This is a genomic window from Hydrogenophaga sp. PML113, from assembly GCF_001777155.1.
Taxonomy (GTDB): Bacteria; Pseudomonadota; Gammaproteobacteria; order Burkholderiales; family Burkholderiaceae_C; genus Hydrogenophaga; species Hydrogenophaga borbori.
The window spans coordinates 1-15,793 of record NZ_MIYM01000003.1 but is presented as its reverse complement, the minus strand read 5'-3'; the positions used below and the strand labels follow the sequence as shown (position 1 = coordinate 15,793).

Here is a 15,793-nt window from a genome sequence, read left to right as displayed (position 1 = left end):
TTCAGCGCAAGCGCCAAACCTTTGATTTTGGGATCGAACTCCCACAATACAAAACAGGCACGAAGAAATTTGCACGCGCCAGGCGGGCCGAGCAGCAAAAAGGGCCCGAAGGTCGCCCCTCGAGCCCTTGTGCCTGGCGCATGCCGGTCAGGCGAAGTTCTTCTCGGCGAAGGACCAGTTCACCAGCTTGTCGAGGAAGGTCTCGACGAACTTGGGACGCGCGTTGCGGTAGTCGATGTAGTAGGCGTGCTCCCACACGTCCACGGTCAGCAGGGCCTTGTCGGCGGTGGTCAGCGGCGTGCCGGCGGCACCGGTGTTGACGATGTCCACGCTGCCGTCGGCCTTCTTCACCAGCCAGGTCCAGCCCGAGCCGAAGTTGCCCACGGCGCTCTTGGTGAAGGCGTCCTTGAAGGCGGCGTAGCTGCCCCACTTGGCCTTGATGGCCTCGGCCAGCGCGCCCGACGGCTCGCCGCCGCCGTTGGGCTTCATGCAGTTCCAGAAGAAGGTGTGGTTCCAGATCTGGGCGGCGTTGTTGTAGATGCCGCCGCTGGACTTCTTGACGATGGACTCGAGGTCCATGCTCTCGAACTCGGTGCCCTTTTGCAGGTTGTTGAGGTTCACCACATAGGCGTTGTGGTGCTTGCCGTGGTGGTACTCCAGCGTCTCGCGGCTGTAGTTCGGGGCCAGGTCGTCCAGGCCATAGGGCAGCGGGGGCAGGGTGTGTTCCATGTGCGTCCTCTTTTTGATGGGTTGTGGGTGGGGTCGGGCGGATTGTAGGCAGCACCGGTGACGGCACCGCCCGCGGGGTTATGCGCGGCCTATGCGCCAGGCCCGCGCACGCGCAGCGGCAGCACGCCATCCGCCAGCGTGGCCTGCACGTCGCTCCCCGGCAAAGCCTGTGCCACGCGGGTGATGGCCTGGCCTTGCGGATCGGTCAGGTAGGCGTAGCCGCGCTGCAGCACCAGGCGCGGATCGAGCAGGGCCAGCGAGTCCTCGGCGCGCTGCAGGCGTTGCGCGCGCGCGTCCAGGCCGCGCCGCAGGGCGGGCGGCAGGCGGGCCTGCAGTTCGTCGAGCCGCCAATGCTGGCGCTGCACCGCGAGCGCCATGCCCTTGTGCAGCCGCCCCTGCCAGCGCGCCAGTTGCTCGCCCGCCTGCGCCAGGCAGGCCGAAGGCCGGCCCAGGTGGGCCGCGAGCCGGTCGAGCCGCTGCGCGCGACCATCGAGCGCGTCCTGCACGCCCTGGCGCAGCAGGCCCTGCAGGCGATCCAGTTCGAGTTCGCGCTGGCGCCGGTCGGGCGCGCAGAGCTCGGCCGCCGCGGTGGGCGTGGGCGCGCGCAGGTCGGCGGCGAAGTCGGCCAGGCTGAAATCGGTCTCGTGTCCCACGCCCACCACCACGGGCACGGGCGAGGCCGCCACCGCGCGCACCACGGCCGCGTCGTTGAACGCCCAGAGGTCTTCGAGCGAGCCGCCGCCGCGCACCAGGAGCAGCACGTCGCAGGCGCCGCGCTGGCCGCGGTGCGCCGCCGCCGCGGCCAGCGCGGCCACCAGCTCGGCCGGGGCCTGCGCCCCCTGCACCGAGGCGGGAAACACCGTCACCGGGATGTGCGGCACGCGCCGGCGCAAGGCGGTGGCCACGTCGCGCAGGGCGGCCGCGCCCAGCGAGGTGACCACGCCGATGTGCCGCGGCTGGGCGGGCAGCGGCCGCTTGCGTTCGGCGTCGAACAAGCCCTCGGCCTGCAGCGCGGCCTTCAGCTGCAGGAACTGCTCGTACAGGCTGCCCTGCCCGGCCAGGCGCAGGCCTTCCACGATCAGCTGCAGGTCGCCGCGCGGGCCGTAGACGTCCAGCCGGCCTTGCACCTGCACGCGCTGGCCGTCGCGCACCGGGAAGCCCACCTGTTCGGCCGCGCGGCGGAACATGGCGCAGCGCAGCTGGCCAGCGTCGTCCTTGAGCGAGAAGTAGCAATGCCCGCTGGCCGCGCGCGAGAAGCCCGAAATCTCCCCCTGGACCGCGACGGGATTGAAGCGCGAAGCCAAGGCGTCCGCCACCGCTCGCACCAGCGCGCCAACCGCCCAGAAACGCGCGCCGCCTGGGCCGTCGGCCACGCGTTGTGGCTTCACTGCTGGCTCGAAAGGGTCAAACGTGTCCACAAGCCGCACCGATACTGGGGTTGATGTCGCCAAAGCCCGACAGCACAAGGCCTTGCGCGCAGTGCCTTGATTCCAAAGCACTTTGTACTGCCCAAATTTTCATCAATCTGTCGAAAAGCGCGCAAACGCTGGGGTTGTGGGGCTTGTCCGCCGGGTTCTTCACAAAGATGTCCACAGGCGGTGTGGACTTCAGGGGGAGTATCCGGCCGTCACGGCGGAGGGCGCGCGCATCGTTCGAAGGAGGGAAAGCGCGCGAAGGGCTGGGCCATAATCCGGCGCTGTTGCCCGGCGCCGCCAGCGCGCCCTAGACCGGAGCCCTGAGTTGTTGTCCATCATACAAGCGGCCGGATGGCCGATCTGGCCCCTGATCGTGTGTTCCGTGCTCGGTCTGGCCCTCGTCATCGAGCGCTTCGTCAGCCTCAAGGCCAGCCGCATCGTGCCCCCCAAGCTGCTCGATGAAGCCATCATGGTCTCGCGCAACGGCATCCCCGGCCCCGACGTGGTGACCCAGCTCGAACAGAACTCCGTGCTCGGCGCGGTGCTGGCCACGGGCTTTCGCACCTTCAACGCCAACCCCAAGGCCACGGCCGAGGACCTGCGCGCCAACCTGGAAGGCGCGGGCCGCCATGCCGCCGCGAAACTGCAGCGCTACCTGGGCGCGCTGGCCACCATCGCCTCGGCCGCGCCGCTGCTGGGGCTGCTGGGCACGGTCATCGGCATGATCGAGATCTTCGGCTCGCAGGCCGGCGACGGCATGGGCCTCTCGGCCGGCGGCGGCAACCCGGCGCAGCTCGCGCACGGCATCTCCATCGCGCTGTACAACACCGCCTTCGGCCTGATCATCGCGATCCCGGCACTGATCTTCTGGCGCTACTTCCGCGCCCGCGTGGACGAGTACCTCCTGGCGATGGAAGTGTCCACCGAGCGTTTCGCCCGCCACCTGCTCAGCGTGCGCAAGCCATGAACTTTCGCCCACGCGGTCACCGCGACGAACCCGAGATCAACCTGATCCCGTTCATCGACATCCTGCTGGTCGTCGTCATCTTCCTGGTGCTCACGACGACCTACAGCAAGTTCACCGAGCTCAAGGTGAACCTGCCCGTGGCCGACGCCGAAGCCCCCAAGCAGAACCCCAAGGAGGTGTTGGTGACCGTGGGCGCCGACGGCCGCTACGCGGTCAACCGCACGGTGCTCGAAGGCACCAGCGTGGAGCTCATCGCCAGCGCCCTGCAGTCCAGCGTGGAAGACGGGCGCGACACCGTGGTGGTGATCAGCGCCGACGCCGCCGCCGCCCACCAGTCGGTGATCAACGTGATGGACGCCGCCCGCCGCGCGGGCCTGGTGCAGATCACCTTCGCCACTCAGCAGAGCGGCAGCGCCGCGCCGGTGCGCAAGCGCCCCTGACAAGCCCATGACGGTCCGGGCCCGCCTCGAGGCCTGCTGGCGCGCGCTGAGCCTGCGCCGAGGCCTGGCCGCGCGCGCGCTGCTGCCGCTGGCCTGGCTCTATGGCGCGCTGCTGGCTTGGCGCCGATTGGCCTACCGGTCGGGGCGCCGCCAGCCCACGCGCCTGGCCGTACCGGTGCTCGTGGTCGGCAACGTGGTCGTCGGCGGCGCCGGCAAGACCCCCACCACGATCGCCCTGGTCGGGCACCTGCAGCGGCGTGGCTGGCGACCGGGCGTGGTCTCGCGCGGGCACGGCCGCGCGGGCGCAGCGGCCCAGGCCGTGCCCGCCGACGCCGACCCCGCGCTCAGCGGCGACGAACCCTTGCTGATCCGCCGCGCGACCGGCGCGCCGGTGTGGGTGGCCCGCGCGCGCGCCGAGGCGGCGCAGGCCCTGCTGCGCGCCCACCCCGAGGTCAATCTGATCGTCTGCGACGACGGCCTGCAGCACTGGGCCCTGGGCAGCGACCTGCGCGTGGCGGTGTTCGACGACCGCGGACTGGGCAACGGCTGGCTGCTGCCCGCCGGCCTGCTGCGCGAGCCTTGGCCGTCCACCGATGCCCCGCGCGCGCCGCAGGTGGTGCTGCAGCAGGCGCGCGACGGTGGCCCGCCCCCTGCGCCCCTGCCCGGCGGCCTGCCGGCCTTTGGCGCGCGGCGCTCGCTCGCGCCGCGCGCCGTGAACGCCCGCGGCGACACGCTGGCGCTGGAGTCCCTGCGGGGCCAGGCGCTCACCGCCGTGGCCGGGATCGCGCGGCCCGAGGCCTTCTTCGACATGCTGCGCGCGCGCGGCCTGCGGCTGGCCGCCACCCTCGCGCTGGCGGACCACGCCGGCGCCGCCAGCCTCGCGCAGGCCCTGCACGGCGCGCCGGGCCCGGTGCTGTGCACCGAGAAAGACCTGGTGAAGCTGTCCGCCAGCGCACGCCCCGACCTCTGGGCCGTGCCACTGGTGCTCGACATCGACCCGGCCTTCTTCGCGGCCGTAGACAAGCGGCTCGGCCCGCCGCCGACCTGAGCGCCCCCCGGCGCGCCTATCATCGCCGGATGGATTCCAAACTCCTCGAACTGCTGGTCTGCCCGGTCACAAAGGGCCCGCTCCTGCTCGACCGCGAGCGCCAGGAACTGCTCTCGCGCAGCGCCCGGCTGGCCTACCCGATCCGCGACGGGATCCCCATCCTGCTGGAGCACGAGGCGCGGCCCCTGAGCGAAGAAGAGGCCGCCCGCCCGCCCAAGCCCGCCACCCCGCAGGACTGAGCGTGGCCCAGGGCTTCACCGTGCTCATCCCGGCGCGCCTGGCGTCCAGCCGCCTGCCGGACAAACCCCTCGCCGACATCGGCGGGCTGCCCATGGTGGTGCGCGTGGCGCGCCGCGCGGCCCTGAGCGGCGCCACGCGCTGCGTGGTGGCGGCCGACGACCCGCGCATCCTGGCCGCCTGCGCGCAGCACGGCGTCGCCGCGCTGGCCACGCGCGCCGACCACCCGAGCGGCAGCGACCGCCTCGCCGAGGCCTGCGTGGCGCTGGGCCTGGGCGACGACGAGGTGGTGGTCAACGTGCAGGGCGACGAACCCCTGATCGAGCCCGCGCTGATCGATGCCGTGGCCGCCGAATTGCAGGCGCGCACCGACTGCGCCATGAGCACGGCCGCGCACGCCATCGAGCGGCGCGCCGATTGGCTGGACCCCAACGTGGTGAAGGTGGTGACCGACGCGCGCGGCACCGCCCAGTACTTCAGCCGCGCGCCCATTCCCTGGTGGCGCGACGGCATGGCCGGCGACGAGCTGCCTTCGCCCGCGCCGCTGCGCCACGTCGGCATCTACGCCTACCGGGCCGCTTTCCTGCGGCGCTTCCCCACCCTGCCCGTGGCGCCCACGGAGCGGCTGGAGTCGCTCGAGCAGCTGCGCGCGCTGTGGCACGGCGAGCGCATCGCGGTGCACCTCACGGCGCACGCGCCGGGTCCCGGCGTCGACACCCCGCAAGACCTGGCCCGCGTGCGCGCCCTGATCGGCGCGGCCTGAGCCCCGCACCGGCCTGGTGCGCCGCAAGGCGCTTGTCAAGGGGCGCGTGCTATCCTCCGTCGGTTCCCCGGCGGCACGCCCTGGGGCCGCCGCGCGAGGGGGCAGCGGCGACGCCGTTGAAACTCTGACAAAAGGAAAGCGATGAGATTGATTCTGTTGGGCCCACCGGGGGCGGGCAAAGGGACGCAGGCCGCGTTCATCTGCGAGAAGTACCGCATTCCGCAAATCTCCACCGGCGACATGCTGCGCGCCGCCGTCAAGGCCGGCACGCCACTGGGCCTGCAGGCCAAGGCCGTGATGGAAGCGGGCGCCCTGGTGAGCGACGACCTCATCATCAATCTCGTCAAGGAGCGCATCGCCCAGCCCGACTGCGCCAACGGCTTTCTCTTCGACGGTTTTCCGCGCACGATTCCGCAGGCCGATGCCATGAAGGCGGCGGGCGTCAAGCTCGACTACGTGCTCGAGATCGACGTGCCCTTCGACGCCATCATCGAGCGCATGAGCGGGCGCCGCTCGCACCCCGCGTCGGGCCGCACCTACCACGTCAAGTTCAACCCGCCCAAGGTGGACGGCAAGGACGACGTGACCGGCGAGCCGCTGATCCAGCGCGACGACGACAAGGAAGACACCGTCAAGAAGCGCCTGGAGGTCTACAGCGCGCAGACGCGTCCGCTGGTGGACTACTACAGCCAGTGGGCCAAGGCCGAACCGGCGGCCGCGCCCAAGTACCGAGCCATCAGCGGCCTGGGCAGCGTGGATGAGATCACCGCGCGCGCGCTGCAGGCGCTCGGTTCCTGAGCGTCCCCGCCTGCCCCCGTCAAAATGCCCCGCACCCGCGGGGCATTTTTCTTGGGCGCCGCAGCCGCGCGATCGGCGACGGCCGGGGCACGGGCGTGGCGGCCATCAAGTCGCGCCGGCATCGGCCGATGACAACTGAATGGGCCATCACGACGCGTTCATTCCCCACCGGCGCTCGCGCCTCTCCCTGGCGGCCATGGCCCTGGTGTGGGCAACGCTGGGCACCCGCGCGGCGATCGCGCAGTCCGTCACCGGCGTGGGCGACGTGAACCCGGGGCCCTTGCCGGTCCCGTCGCCACACTGGGTCGAAGCCGGCGAGATCTACGTCGGCGACACCGGCATCGGCAGCTTGACCATCGAGGACGGCGGCACGGCCAGCAGCGGGAGCGGCGCGCTGGGCTACACCGGGGGCACGGGCACGGTGATCGTCACGGGCAGCGACGGCGGCGGCAACGCATCGAGCTGGACCATGCCGGGCGATCTGGCCGTCGGGGCGGGCGGCACGGCGTCGCTCTCCATCCTGAACGGCGGTCTGGTCAGCAACGCGCACGGCAACATCGCTTTCGGCGGCGGCACGGCCTCGGCCACGGTCTCGGGCGTGGATGCCCATGGCAACGCCTCGACCTGGATCAACGCCAGCACGCTCACCGTCGGCAATGCCGGCGCCGGCTCGCTGCTCATCGAGAACGGGGGCCTGGTGCGCAGCGTCCAGGGCGCCATCGGCGGCACCACCGGCGTGGGCCCGGGCGCCTCCAGCGGCACGGTCACCGTCTCCGGCAGCGACGGCAACGGCCGGGTCTCGACCTGGAGCCTCGTCGACAACCTCTACGTGGGCTTTTCGGACCCGGGTGATCTCACGGTTGACGCGGGCGGAGCGGTCAGCGGCCACACCCTCTACATCGGCTACGAAGCGGGCGGCAACGGCCTGGCCACGGTCACGGGTCGCGACGCCGTCAGCGCCCGCGCGTCCAGTCTGGGCTTTTCGGCGCAGTTGAACGTGGGCTACGAGGGCATCGGCGAATTGACCATCGAGGACAGCGGCACGGTGCAGTCGCCGCACACCCGCATCGCCGTCCAGGCCGGCTCCAGCGGCACGCTGAACCTGCTCGGCGACGCGAGCGGGCGCGGCGTGCTCGAAACGAACGTGGTGATCCGGGGCAGTGGCTCCGCCACGCTCAACCTCAACGGCGGCATCCTGCGCGCGACCCTGAACGAGGCCGATTTTCTGCAGGGCTTCACCACGCTGTCGGGTGGCGCCGAGGGCGTGTGGATCGACACGAACAACCACGCCATCGGCATCGGCACGGCCTTCACCGGCGCGGCGGACTTCAACAAGCTGGGCCTGGGCACGCTGACGCTGGGCGGCCTGAGCACCTACGCGGGCGCCACCCACGTGGCGGCCGGCACCTTGCGTGCCAGCGCGGCCGGCGCCTTCAGCGCCAGCTCCGCGCACACGGTGGCGGCCGGCGCCACGCTCGACACGGCGGGTCTGGACCAGGCGGTGGCCAGCCTGGACAACGCGGGCACGGTCTCGCTGCTGGGCGCCGCCCCCGGCAGCCGCCTGACCGTCAACGGCGCCTATGTCGGCCAGAACGGCGTGCTGAGGATGGGCACCGCGCTGGGCCACAGCGGCAGCCTCAGCGACCGGCTGGTGCTCGATGGCGCCGGCGCCAGCGCCAGCGGCACCACCACCTTGCACATCACCAACCTGGGCGGCCTGGGCGCGCTGACCACGGGCGACGGCATCGAAGTCATCAGCGCGCTCAACGGCGCCACCACCACCGCCCAGACCACCAGGGACGCGTTCCGCCTGGCCGGCGAGCACGTCGACGCCGGCGCCTACGAGTACCGCCTGTACGCGGCCGACGCCAACGGCGCCGGCGAGAGCTGGTTTCTGCGATCCAGCGCGGTCGCGGGGGCCGTCACGCCCGCCTACCGCGTGGAGGTGCCCCTGTTCGCGGCGCTGCCCGAGCAGCTGCGCCTGGGCAACGCCGCGATGGTGGGCAACCTGCACCTGCGCGTCGGCGATGGCGCCGCCGCCGAACGGCAGACCTGGGCGCGGATCATCAGCGCCGCACGCAGCGTGAGCCAGCGCGGCGACGTGAACCCGCGCAGCCAGGGCCGGCTCCACGGTCTGCAGGCCGGCATCGACCTGTGGGCCCGGCCGGGCTGGCGCGCGGGCCTGTACGTGGGTCAGCTCGACGGCGACATGAGGCTGCGGGGCCTGGCCGGCGGCATCGCGGAACAGGCGCTGGGCAGCAACGAACTGCGCAGTCAGTACCTGGGCGTCTATGCGACCTACCACCGTGCCAACGGCTTCTACCTGGACACGGTGCTGCAGGGCGCCCGCCACCGCTACAGCGTGTCGCCGCTGACGGCGCCGGCCAGCCAGGGCAAGGGCGACAGCCTGCTGGCCTCGGTGGAGGTCGGGCGGGGCTACCCACTCGCGGCGGGCTGGGAACTGGAGCCGCAGCTGCAGCTGGTGCACCAGCGCATCGGGCTCGACGACGTACGCATCGCCGGCGCCGACGTGCAGCACAAGCCCCATGGCAGCTGGGCGGCCCGGCTGGGGCTGCGGGTCAAGGGCGAGGTGTCGACCGCCGCGGGCGTGCTGCGACCCTACGGCCGTGTGAATCTGTACCGGAGCAGCCCAGGCAGGGACGTGGCGCGCTTCATCGGACCGGCCGGCTCCGCGGACGTGGCCACGGGCACGGGCGGCGCCAGCGCCGAACTGGCCGCTGGCGCGACGCTGGCCTTGTCCACCGGCATCAGCCTCTATGGGGAAGTGGGCAGCGCCTGGTCCCTGGGCGGCGAGGCGCGGCACCGCGGTGGGCTCAACGGCAGCCTGGGACTGCGGGTGAACTGGTAACCCCGAACGACCCGATCGACCGGACCGGCAATCCGCCGGCCTGCAGGCGGCCCCTTGCACCATGGGCATAGCGTGTTCGCCCAGCACCTTTTTCCGCGGGCAAACGGCCTAGGGCCATTGACGCGCGGCGGTCCGCCGGGCCACGATCCGCGCCTCGCCCCGGCCGCCTCGGGGCCCAACGGGCCGGGAGCCCCATGAAAGCGATCCGTCCATTCGGCCTTCGGCGCGGTCTGCGCAAGCTCGGGCCCGGCCTGATCACCGGTGCCGCCGACGACGATCCCAGTGGCATCGCCACCTACTCCCAAGCCGGCGCGCAGTTCGGCTTCTCCATGCTGTGGACGGTGGTCTTCACCCTGCCGCTCATGATCGCGATCCAGATCGTCAGCGCGCGCATCGGACACGTCACCCGGCGGGGCCTGGCCGCCAACATCCGGGCGGGTTTCCCGCGCTGGGTGCTGCTGGCCGTGGTCGGCCTGCTGCTGCTGGCCAACACGCTCAACCTGGCCGCGGACATCGCGGCCATGGCGGAGGCGCTGCGCCTGCTGGTGGGCGGATCGGCCCACGTCTACGCGGTGACCTTCGGCCTGCTCTGCCTGGTGCTCCAGGTCTTCCTGCCCTACCAGACCTACGTGCGCTGGCTGAAGTGGCTGACGCTGGCGCTGCTGTCCTACGTGGCCGTGGTGTTCACGGTGCAGCTGGACTGGTGGACCGTGGCCCGGCAGATCGTGCGGCCGCCACTCGCCCTTGGCCACGACGTGCTCCTGATGGTGGTCGCGGTGTTCGGCACCACCATCAGCCCCTACCTCTTCTTCTGGCAGGCGGCGCAGGAAATGGAAGACGCCAACGGCAAGCCGCCCCAGACCCGACAGGACGTGCGCCGCCACCTGCGGCGCATCAAGATCGACACCAGCATCGGCATGGCGTTCTCCAACCTGATCGCCTTCTTCATCATCCTGAGCACGGCGGCCACGCTGCATGCCGCGGGCGTCACCAACATCCAGACCTCGGCCCAGGCGGCCGAGGCCTTGCGTCCCGTGGCCGGGCCATTCACCTTCATGCTGTTCAGCCTGGGGATCATCGGCACCGGCCTGCTGGCGGTGCCGGTGCTCGCGGGCTCCGCCGGCTACGCCGTGGCCGAGGCGGCGGGCTGGTCGGGCAGCCTGAGCGCGCGCCTGGACAAGGGAGAAGGCCGCGGCTTCTACGGCGTGATCGCCACCGCCACGGTGGGCGGCGTGCTGCTGTGCTTCACGCCGATGGACCCCGTGCGGGAGCTGTTCTGGTCGGCGGTGATCAACGGCGTGATCGCCGTGCCCATCATGGTCGTGATGATGCTATTGGCCGCACGACCCTCGACGATGGGCCCGCACGTCATCGGCCCGCGCCTGCGCGTGCTCGGCTGGATCGCCACGGTCGCCATGGCGCTGACCGTGGGCGCCATGCTGGCCACGCTGTGAGCCGCGCCGGCCGCGCCGCGCCCTGCCCCCCACACGCACCTCCTGCAACCGCTTGCCCAGCAGCCCGGCGACACCCCGCGATATGCGCCCACTCCAGCATGGGGTAGGTCCAGGGATGGGCGCCCAGCGCGGCGAAGGCGTCCAGCCTCAGGCGTCCAGCAGCTCGAGCGCCAGCGCCCAGCGCGCCTTGGGCGGCGACAGGCCGTCGATGTCGGCGAAGGGCTGCTGGGGGTACGGCACTGGTGGCGCGCCGTTGCGGTTGGCGATGGCCACGCGCACGCCGGCCGCCTCGGCCTCGCGCAGCGCGGCCTCGAGTTCGGCGTGCAGCGACGCATTGCCCGTGCCCGACACCACGATGCCCTGTACCCGCGCCTCGGGCGGCGCGGCCAGCAGCGCGCGCACCGGCCAGGCCGCCGCGTCGGCGTGGCTGCTCAGCCAGGCCACGCGCGGCATGGCCGGCGCGCGCAGGAAGGCCTGCAGCCGCGCCGCGTGGCGCGCCGCCGCGGGCCAATCGCGAAAGCGCCGCACACGCCCCTCCTCCACCAGCGCAATCACGCCGGCGTCGCCGGAATCGAAAGGGTCGGTGCGGTATGGGTGCTGCTTGGCCACTTCAAGGGGGCCGTGCACGCGCCCCGCGCACACCACCAGCACGCCGCGTGCGCCCGGTTCGGTGGCCACGGCCACGGCATCGCTGAGGTTCTGCGGGCCGTCGGGCGACACCGCCGTGGCCGGGCGCATGGCGCAGGTCAGCACCAGGGGCTTGGCCGGCGCCAGCAGCGTCTGCAGCAGGTAGGCGGTCTCCTCGATGGTGTCGGTGCCGTGCGTGACCACCAGCCCTTGCACGGCGGGGTCGGCCAGGTGCCGGCCCGCGCGCTCCACCAGCCGCTGCAGATCGGCCAGGCGCATGTCCTTGCTGTTGATCTGCGCCACCTGCTCGAAGGCCAGGTCCCGCCCGCGCAGCGCGGGCAGGCCGGCCGCGAGGTCCTCGACCGGCACCGCCCCCGCGTCGTAGCCCACGTTGTCGCCCGCACGCTCGGCCCGGCCGGCGATGGTCCCGCCCATGCCCAGCACGACGATCCGCGTGGCCTTTGTGCCTTCACCCACTTGCCTTCTCCCAATAACTGGTTAAAAATACAGATACTGGATACCCAAACAGTATCCAACTCCGGCCCACCAGCCCTTGATGCGAGGTTCCATGCTCGACACCCAAGCCGCTCCCAAGCTCACCGCCCGCCAACAGCAGATCCTGGCGCTGATCCAGACCGCCATCGCGCGCACCGGGGCACCGCCCACGCGCGCCGAAATCGCGGCCGAACTGGGCTTCAAGTCGGCCAACGCGGCCGAAGAGCATCTGCAGGCCCTGGCGCGCAAGGGCGTCATCGAACTGGTCAGCGGCACCTCACGCGGCATCCGCTTGCGCCGGGCCGACCTGCAGAGTATCCATGCGGCCCGCGACAGCCAGCTCTCCCTGCCGCTGCCCGGTCTGGCGCAGCTGGTGCTGCCCCTCATCGGCCGCGTCGCGGCGGGCTCGCCCATCCTCGCGCAGGAGCACGTCGACCAGACCTACAGCGTCGAGCCCAGCCTGTTCCAGCGCACCCCCGACTACCTGCTGCGCGTGCGCGGCATGTCCATGCGCGACGCCGGCATCCTGGACGGCGACCTGCTCGCCGTGGCCTCCACGCGCGAGGCGCGCAACGGCCAGATCGTGGTGGCCCGCCTGGGCGACGACGTCACCGTCAAGCGCTACATGCGCCTGCGCGACCACATCGAACTGCACGCCGAAAACCCCGACTACCCCACCATCGTGGTCGAGCCCGGTGAGCCCTTCGAAATCGAGGGCCTGGCCGTGGGCCTGATCCGCAACAACTTCCAGAACTGACCCCAGGGGTCGGCGCCGCCACTGCGGGTGGCGGGCGTTGCCTGAATCGGCCACCGGCCGCTCACGCAACCCCGCAGCGACGGCATTCCAGATCAATCCTGCCTGTGTTCAACCCCTTGACGAGGTGTTTCACATGGGACTGTTCTTCCACTCCTTTGCATCGAACAGCTGGCGCAAGCCCCTGCAACTGATCGACTGCTGGTTGCCCGAGCCGCACGCGCGCGATACCCCCAAGGCCACGCCGCCCACCACCCCCGCCGTGCGCCGCTTCGCGCGCGCGGGCTGGCTGGGCCGCTCGGCGGCCAATACCTCGCACGCCCACGACGGCCGCGTCGCGCTCGCGGGCCGCATCGACGAGGTCTGCCGCGAGCTGGACCGCCTCGCGGCGCTCGACGGCGCCGCGCCCGCCACGCTGCAACGCCGGGTGGCCTGAGCGCGCCGCTGCCCGGCCGCCACGAGGGGGCCGGGCACAATAGGCGGCATGAACATCGTGATCCTCGACGACTACCAGGACGCCGTGCGCAAGCTGCATTGCGCCGAGAAGCTCGAGCCCTACCCCGCCAAGGTCTTCACCAACACCGTCAAGGGTGTCGGCCAGCTGTCCATCCGCCTGCGCGACGCCGACGTGCTCGTGCTGATCCGCGAACGCACGCCCATCACCCGTCAGCTCGTCGACAAGCTGCCCCGCCTCAAGCTCATCGCCCAGACGGGGCGTGTGGGCAGCCACGTCGACGTCGGCGCCTGCACCGAGCGCGGCATCGCGGTGGCCGAGGGCGTCGGCTCGCCCGTCTCCACGGCCGAACTCACCTGGGCGCTGGTGCTCGCGGCCATGCGCCGCATCCCGCAGTACGTCGCCAACCTCAAGCACGGCGCCTGGCAGCAGTCGGGGCTCAAGTCCTCCGCCATGCCGCCCAACTTCGGCGTGGGCATGGTGTTGCGCGACAAAACCCTGGGCGTGTGGAGCTACGGCCGCATCGGCCAACTGGTGGCCGGCTACGGCCGCGCCTTCGGCATGCGCGTGGTGGTGTGGGGCTCCGAGGAGGCCCGTGCCCGCGCCGTGAGCGACGGCTACGACGTGGCCACGTCCAAGGAAGGCTTCTTCGAATGCTGCGACGTGCTCAGCCTGCACCTGCGGCTGGGCGAACGCAGCCTGGGCTGCGTCAAGCTCGACGACCTGCTGCGCATGAAACCCACCTCGCTGCTGGTGAACACCTCGCGCGCGGAACTCATCGAACCCGACGCCTTGATCACCGCGCTCAACCGGGGCCGCCCCGGCATGGCGGCCGTGGACGTGTTCGAGTCGGAGCCCATCCTGCAGGGCCACGCGCTGCTGCGGCTGGAGAACTGCATCTGCACCCCGCACATCGGCTACGTGGAGCAGGACAGCTACGAGATGTACTTCAGCGCCGCTTTCGACAACGTGGTGAATTTCATCCGGGGCACGCCGACGAACATCGTCAACCCCGGGGCGCTGCAGGTGCGCCGCTGATAAAAAAAAGCCGGGTCAAGTGACCCGGCTGGCTTGGAGAGGGAATGCCCCCGCTCAGGAGCGACGCCCTCCACTCTCGCCGTCGCCCTCGTCGCGCGGGGCGCGCGACTCGTTGAGGCGGGGATCGTTGTCCACGATCTCGAAGTCGATCAGGCTGCTCTCGCCGCTGCGCAGCGCACCACCGCGCCCCGCAGTGGGTTCCACCGGCACGTCCACCTCGGGCAGCGAGGCCTCGAACTGCGACTCGGCCTCCATGTCTTCCAGGTTCACGTCCAGCCCCTGGCGGGCCGAGGCGGGCGGGATCACGTGCAGGTCCATCGGCACGGTGCGGCGCTGCGGGTCGTCGCCCGTGACCGTGAGCGGCGCGTTGCGCGACACCGCCTTCAGCGGCTGCATGGAGGTGTTGCGGAACTCCTGCGGCGGCAGCGTCTGCGATTCGCGCTGAACGATGTCCTTGGCGATCGCGTGCAGCATCAGCAGTTCGCGGTAGGCCTCCAGGTCGAACACCTCCGTGTCGCCTTCCTCCGCGTCGCGGAACAGGCTGCGCTCGATGAGATCCAGCACGCGCGGCTGCGGCCACAGGGCCTGGATGCGCCCAAAGGCCGACTCGTAGGCGTCCAGGCCGCGGCCTTTGTCGGCGTAACGGTCGAAGGGCGGCGCGCCGGCGTTGAATACGCGGTTGAACTCTTCGCGCAGCGCCCCGTATTCGTCGCGGCGGCCCAGGCGGTGGTACAGGCGGAACAGGTCGAGGTAGGCCAGCGGGCTGGGCTCGTGGCTCTCGGCCAGGTGGTTGCGCAGCACGGCGATGGCCTGGTCGTCCTCGCCGAGCGAGACGAAGAAGTCGGCCTGCTGCTGCACGTCGAACAGTTCCTCGGCGGCCACGGAGCGCGAGACGTTCATCGCGCTGGGCGCGAAATCGCGCCGGTCCTGGGGCGGCACCGTGGCGCCAAAGCCCGGTGTGCGGCGCGGCGCCGCCTGCAGGGGCGCGGGCGTCGAATCCACGTCCAGGTCAACGTCCACCGCATCCAGGGGCACCGGTGCGCTGGGCTGCAACGGCGCATGGCGCGAGGCGCGCGGCTGGGCCTCGCCCCCCTCGTCCGGACCGTCGGTCCACCAGGCGCGCGACGCGTCGGAGGCGATGGGGGTGTCCTGCCGCTGGCGGCGCACCAGGGCGACCAGCGCCGCCAGGGACACCAGCAGCAAACCACCGAGCAGGAAGACGAGCCAGTTGGCGTAGCGCTGCTCCTGGGCCTGCGCGAGTTGCGCGCTCAGTTCGGCCACGCGCGCCTGGTCGCGCTGCTGCGACTCGCGGAAGCGGGCCATGTCCGCCTCCAGCGCGGCCAGGCGCTCGGCGTTGCGGCGCGACTCCTCGTTGGCCGCCGCCAGCGCGGCTTCCAGCGGGCTGGGTTCGGCGGGCGCCGCGGCCGCCGCCTCGGGCGCGGCGTTGGGTGAGGTTCCCGCGCTCAGGTCGGGCGGGTCGAGCCGCAGGCGCGGCGCACCGGCCGGCGCCTTGGCGGCGCCGTCCTTGGCGCTGGGTGCGGGCGTGGGGGCTGGCGCCGCCGCGGCGGAAGCGGCCGGCGCGGGCGCCGCCGCCGGCTTCGGGCGCGGCGCCACGGGCACCTTGGACGGCTTGATCGGGGCGCGCGGGCGCTCCCGCACCACGGGCGCGGGGGCCCGCTCGGGCGTGGCGGCCCGCGCGGGCGCC

At 71.9% G+C, this 15,793-nt stretch carries 15 protein-coding genes; 11 read left to right on the top strand and 4 right to left on the bottom strand.

The features are described 5' to 3' along the window. Positions 1-147: 147 nt before the first annotated feature. Positions 148-729 (bottom strand): superoxide dismutase, encoded by a 582-nt coding sequence (locus BHU06_RS06105; protein ID WP_070398283.1) that lies wholly within the window; start codon positions 727-729, stop codon positions 148-150. A gap of 89 nt (positions 730-818) precedes the next feature. Beyond that, positions 819-2,117 carry an exodeoxyribonuclease VII large subunit gene (gene xseA, locus BHU06_RS06100; protein ID WP_070398282.1) on the bottom strand — a complete coding sequence of 433 codons (1,299 nt, stop codon included), beginning with the start codon at positions 2,115-2,117 and terminating at the stop codon, positions 819-821. Between the two features lie 352 nt (positions 2,118-2,469). Here xseA and BHU06_RS06095 point away from each other — a divergent pair, with 352 nt between their 5' ends. From BHU06_RS06095 to BHU06_RS06060, 8 genes are all read left to right on the top strand, one after another. Next, positions 2,470-3,111 carry a MotA/TolQ/ExbB proton channel family protein gene (locus tag BHU06_RS06095; protein WP_070398281.1) on the top strand — a complete coding sequence of 214 codons (642 nt, stop codon included), beginning with the start codon at positions 2,470-2,472 and terminating at the stop codon, positions 3,109-3,111. Beyond that, positions 3,108-3,551 (top strand): biopolymer transporter ExbD, encoded by a 444-nt coding sequence (locus tag BHU06_RS06090; protein ID WP_070398280.1) that lies wholly within the window; start codon positions 3,108-3,110, stop codon positions 3,549-3,551. The genes BHU06_RS06095 and BHU06_RS06090 overlap by 4 nt, the downstream gene beginning before the upstream one ends. 7 nt (positions 3,552-3,558) lie before the next feature. Continuing rightward, positions 3,559-4,599, top strand: a complete 1,041-nt coding sequence (gene lpxK / locus BHU06_RS06085; RefSeq protein ID WP_070398279.1) for a tetraacyldisaccharide 4'-kinase — start codon at positions 3,559-3,561, stop codon at positions 4,597-4,599. A 29-nt stretch (positions 4,600-4,628) separates the two neighbouring features. Then, entirely contained in the window at positions 4,629-4,838 is a 210-nt protein-coding gene (locus tag BHU06_RS06080; RefSeq protein WP_070398278.1) for a Trm112 family protein, read from the top strand. After that, entirely contained in the window at positions 4,835-5,599 is a 765-nt protein-coding gene (gene kdsB / locus BHU06_RS06075; protein ID WP_070398277.1) for a 3-deoxy-manno-octulosonate cytidylyltransferase, read from the top strand. Before BHU06_RS06080 ends, kdsB begins: the two co-directional genes overlap by 4 nt. Positions 5,600-5,740: 141 nt before the next feature. After that, positions 5,741-6,397 carry an adenylate kinase gene (gene adk, locus BHU06_RS06070; protein WP_070398276.1) on the top strand — a complete coding sequence of 219 codons (657 nt, stop codon included), beginning with the start codon at positions 5,741-5,743 and terminating at the stop codon, positions 6,395-6,397. Between the two features lie 139 nt (positions 6,398-6,536). Next, a complete protein-coding gene (locus BHU06_RS06065; RefSeq protein ID WP_070398275.1) occupies positions 6,537-9,266 on the top strand; it encodes an autotransporter outer membrane beta-barrel domain-containing protein in 2,730 nt (909 codons plus the stop codon). Between the two features lie 194 nt (positions 9,267-9,460). After that, the gene (locus BHU06_RS06060) at positions 9,461-10,720 is read left to right on the top strand and encodes an NRAMP family divalent metal transporter (RefSeq protein WP_070398274.1); all 1,260 of its coding nucleotides are present in this window, start codon (positions 9,461-9,463) and stop codon (positions 10,718-10,720) included. A gap of 147 nt (positions 10,721-10,867) precedes the next feature. Here the strand turns inward: BHU06_RS06060 and BHU06_RS06055 are convergent, their stop codons facing one another. Beyond that, positions 10,868-11,824: an asparaginase gene (locus tag BHU06_RS06055; RefSeq protein WP_254668126.1), complete on the bottom strand. Its 957-nt coding sequence runs from the start codon at positions 11,822-11,824 to the stop codon at positions 10,868-10,870. A 91-nt stretch (positions 11,825-11,915) separates the two neighbouring features. Here BHU06_RS06055 and lexA point away from each other — a divergent pair, with 91 nt between their 5' ends. The 3 genes from lexA (at position 11,916) to BHU06_RS06040 (ending at position 14,088) form a co-directional block, all read left to right on the top strand. Then, a complete protein-coding gene (gene lexA, locus BHU06_RS06050) occupies positions 11,916-12,599 on the top strand; it encodes a transcriptional repressor LexA (protein WP_070398273.1) in 684 nt (227 codons plus the stop codon). A gap of 133 nt (positions 12,600-12,732) precedes the next feature. Further along, complete coding sequence (locus BHU06_RS06045) at positions 12,733-13,032, top strand: hypothetical protein (protein ID WP_070398272.1); 300 nt, start codon at positions 12,733-12,735, stop codon at positions 13,030-13,032. A 48-nt stretch (positions 13,033-13,080) separates the two neighbouring features. Then, positions 13,081-14,088: a D-2-hydroxyacid dehydrogenase family protein gene (locus BHU06_RS06040; protein ID WP_070398271.1), complete on the top strand. Its 1,008-nt coding sequence runs from the start codon at positions 13,081-13,083 to the stop codon at positions 14,086-14,088. 54 nt (positions 14,089-14,142) lie between these two features. On the opposite strand, the gene BHU06_RS22770 is transcribed toward BHU06_RS06040, so the two are convergent. Then, positions 14,143-15,793, bottom strand: a 1,651-nt coding sequence (locus tag BHU06_RS22770) for a hypothetical protein (RefSeq protein ID WP_070398270.1), incomplete at its 5' end; no start/stop codon positions are given.

What these genes read in the sequence shown, in the direction of transcription:
- lpxK (WP_070398279.1), top strand. Translation starts at nt 3,559, where the DNA reads ATGACGGTCCGGGCCCGCCTCGAGGCCTGCTGGCGCGCGCTGAGCCTG.
- lexA (WP_070398273.1), top strand. Translation starts at nt 11,916, where the DNA reads ATGCTCGACACCCAAGCCGCTCCCAAGCTCACCGCCCGCCAACAGCAG.
- BHU06_RS06105 (WP_070398283.1), bottom strand. Translation starts at nt 729, where the DNA reads ATGGAACACACCCTGCCCCCGCTGCCCTATGGCCTGGACGACCTGGCC.
- BHU06_RS06080 (WP_070398278.1), top strand. Translation starts at nt 4,629, where the DNA reads ATGGATTCCAAACTCCTCGAACTGCTGGTCTGCCCGGTCACAAAGGGC.
- BHU06_RS06060 (WP_070398274.1), top strand. Translation starts at nt 9,461, where the DNA reads ATGAAAGCGATCCGTCCATTCGGCCTTCGGCGCGGTCTGCGCAAGCTC.
- BHU06_RS06065 (WP_070398275.1), top strand. Translation starts at nt 6,537, where the DNA reads ATGGGCCATCACGACGCGTTCATTCCCCACCGGCGCTCGCGCCTCTCC.
- BHU06_RS06045 (WP_070398272.1), top strand. Translation starts at nt 12,733, where the DNA reads ATGGGACTGTTCTTCCACTCCTTTGCATCGAACAGCTGGCGCAAGCCC.
- BHU06_RS06090 (WP_070398280.1), top strand. Translation starts at nt 3,108, where the DNA reads ATGAACTTTCGCCCACGCGGTCACCGCGACGAACCCGAGATCAACCTG.
- adk (WP_070398276.1), top strand. Translation starts at nt 5,741, where the DNA reads ATGAGATTGATTCTGTTGGGCCCACCGGGGGCGGGCAAAGGGACGCAG.
- BHU06_RS06040 (WP_070398271.1), top strand. Translation starts at nt 13,081, where the DNA reads ATGAACATCGTGATCCTCGACGACTACCAGGACGCCGTGCGCAAGCTG.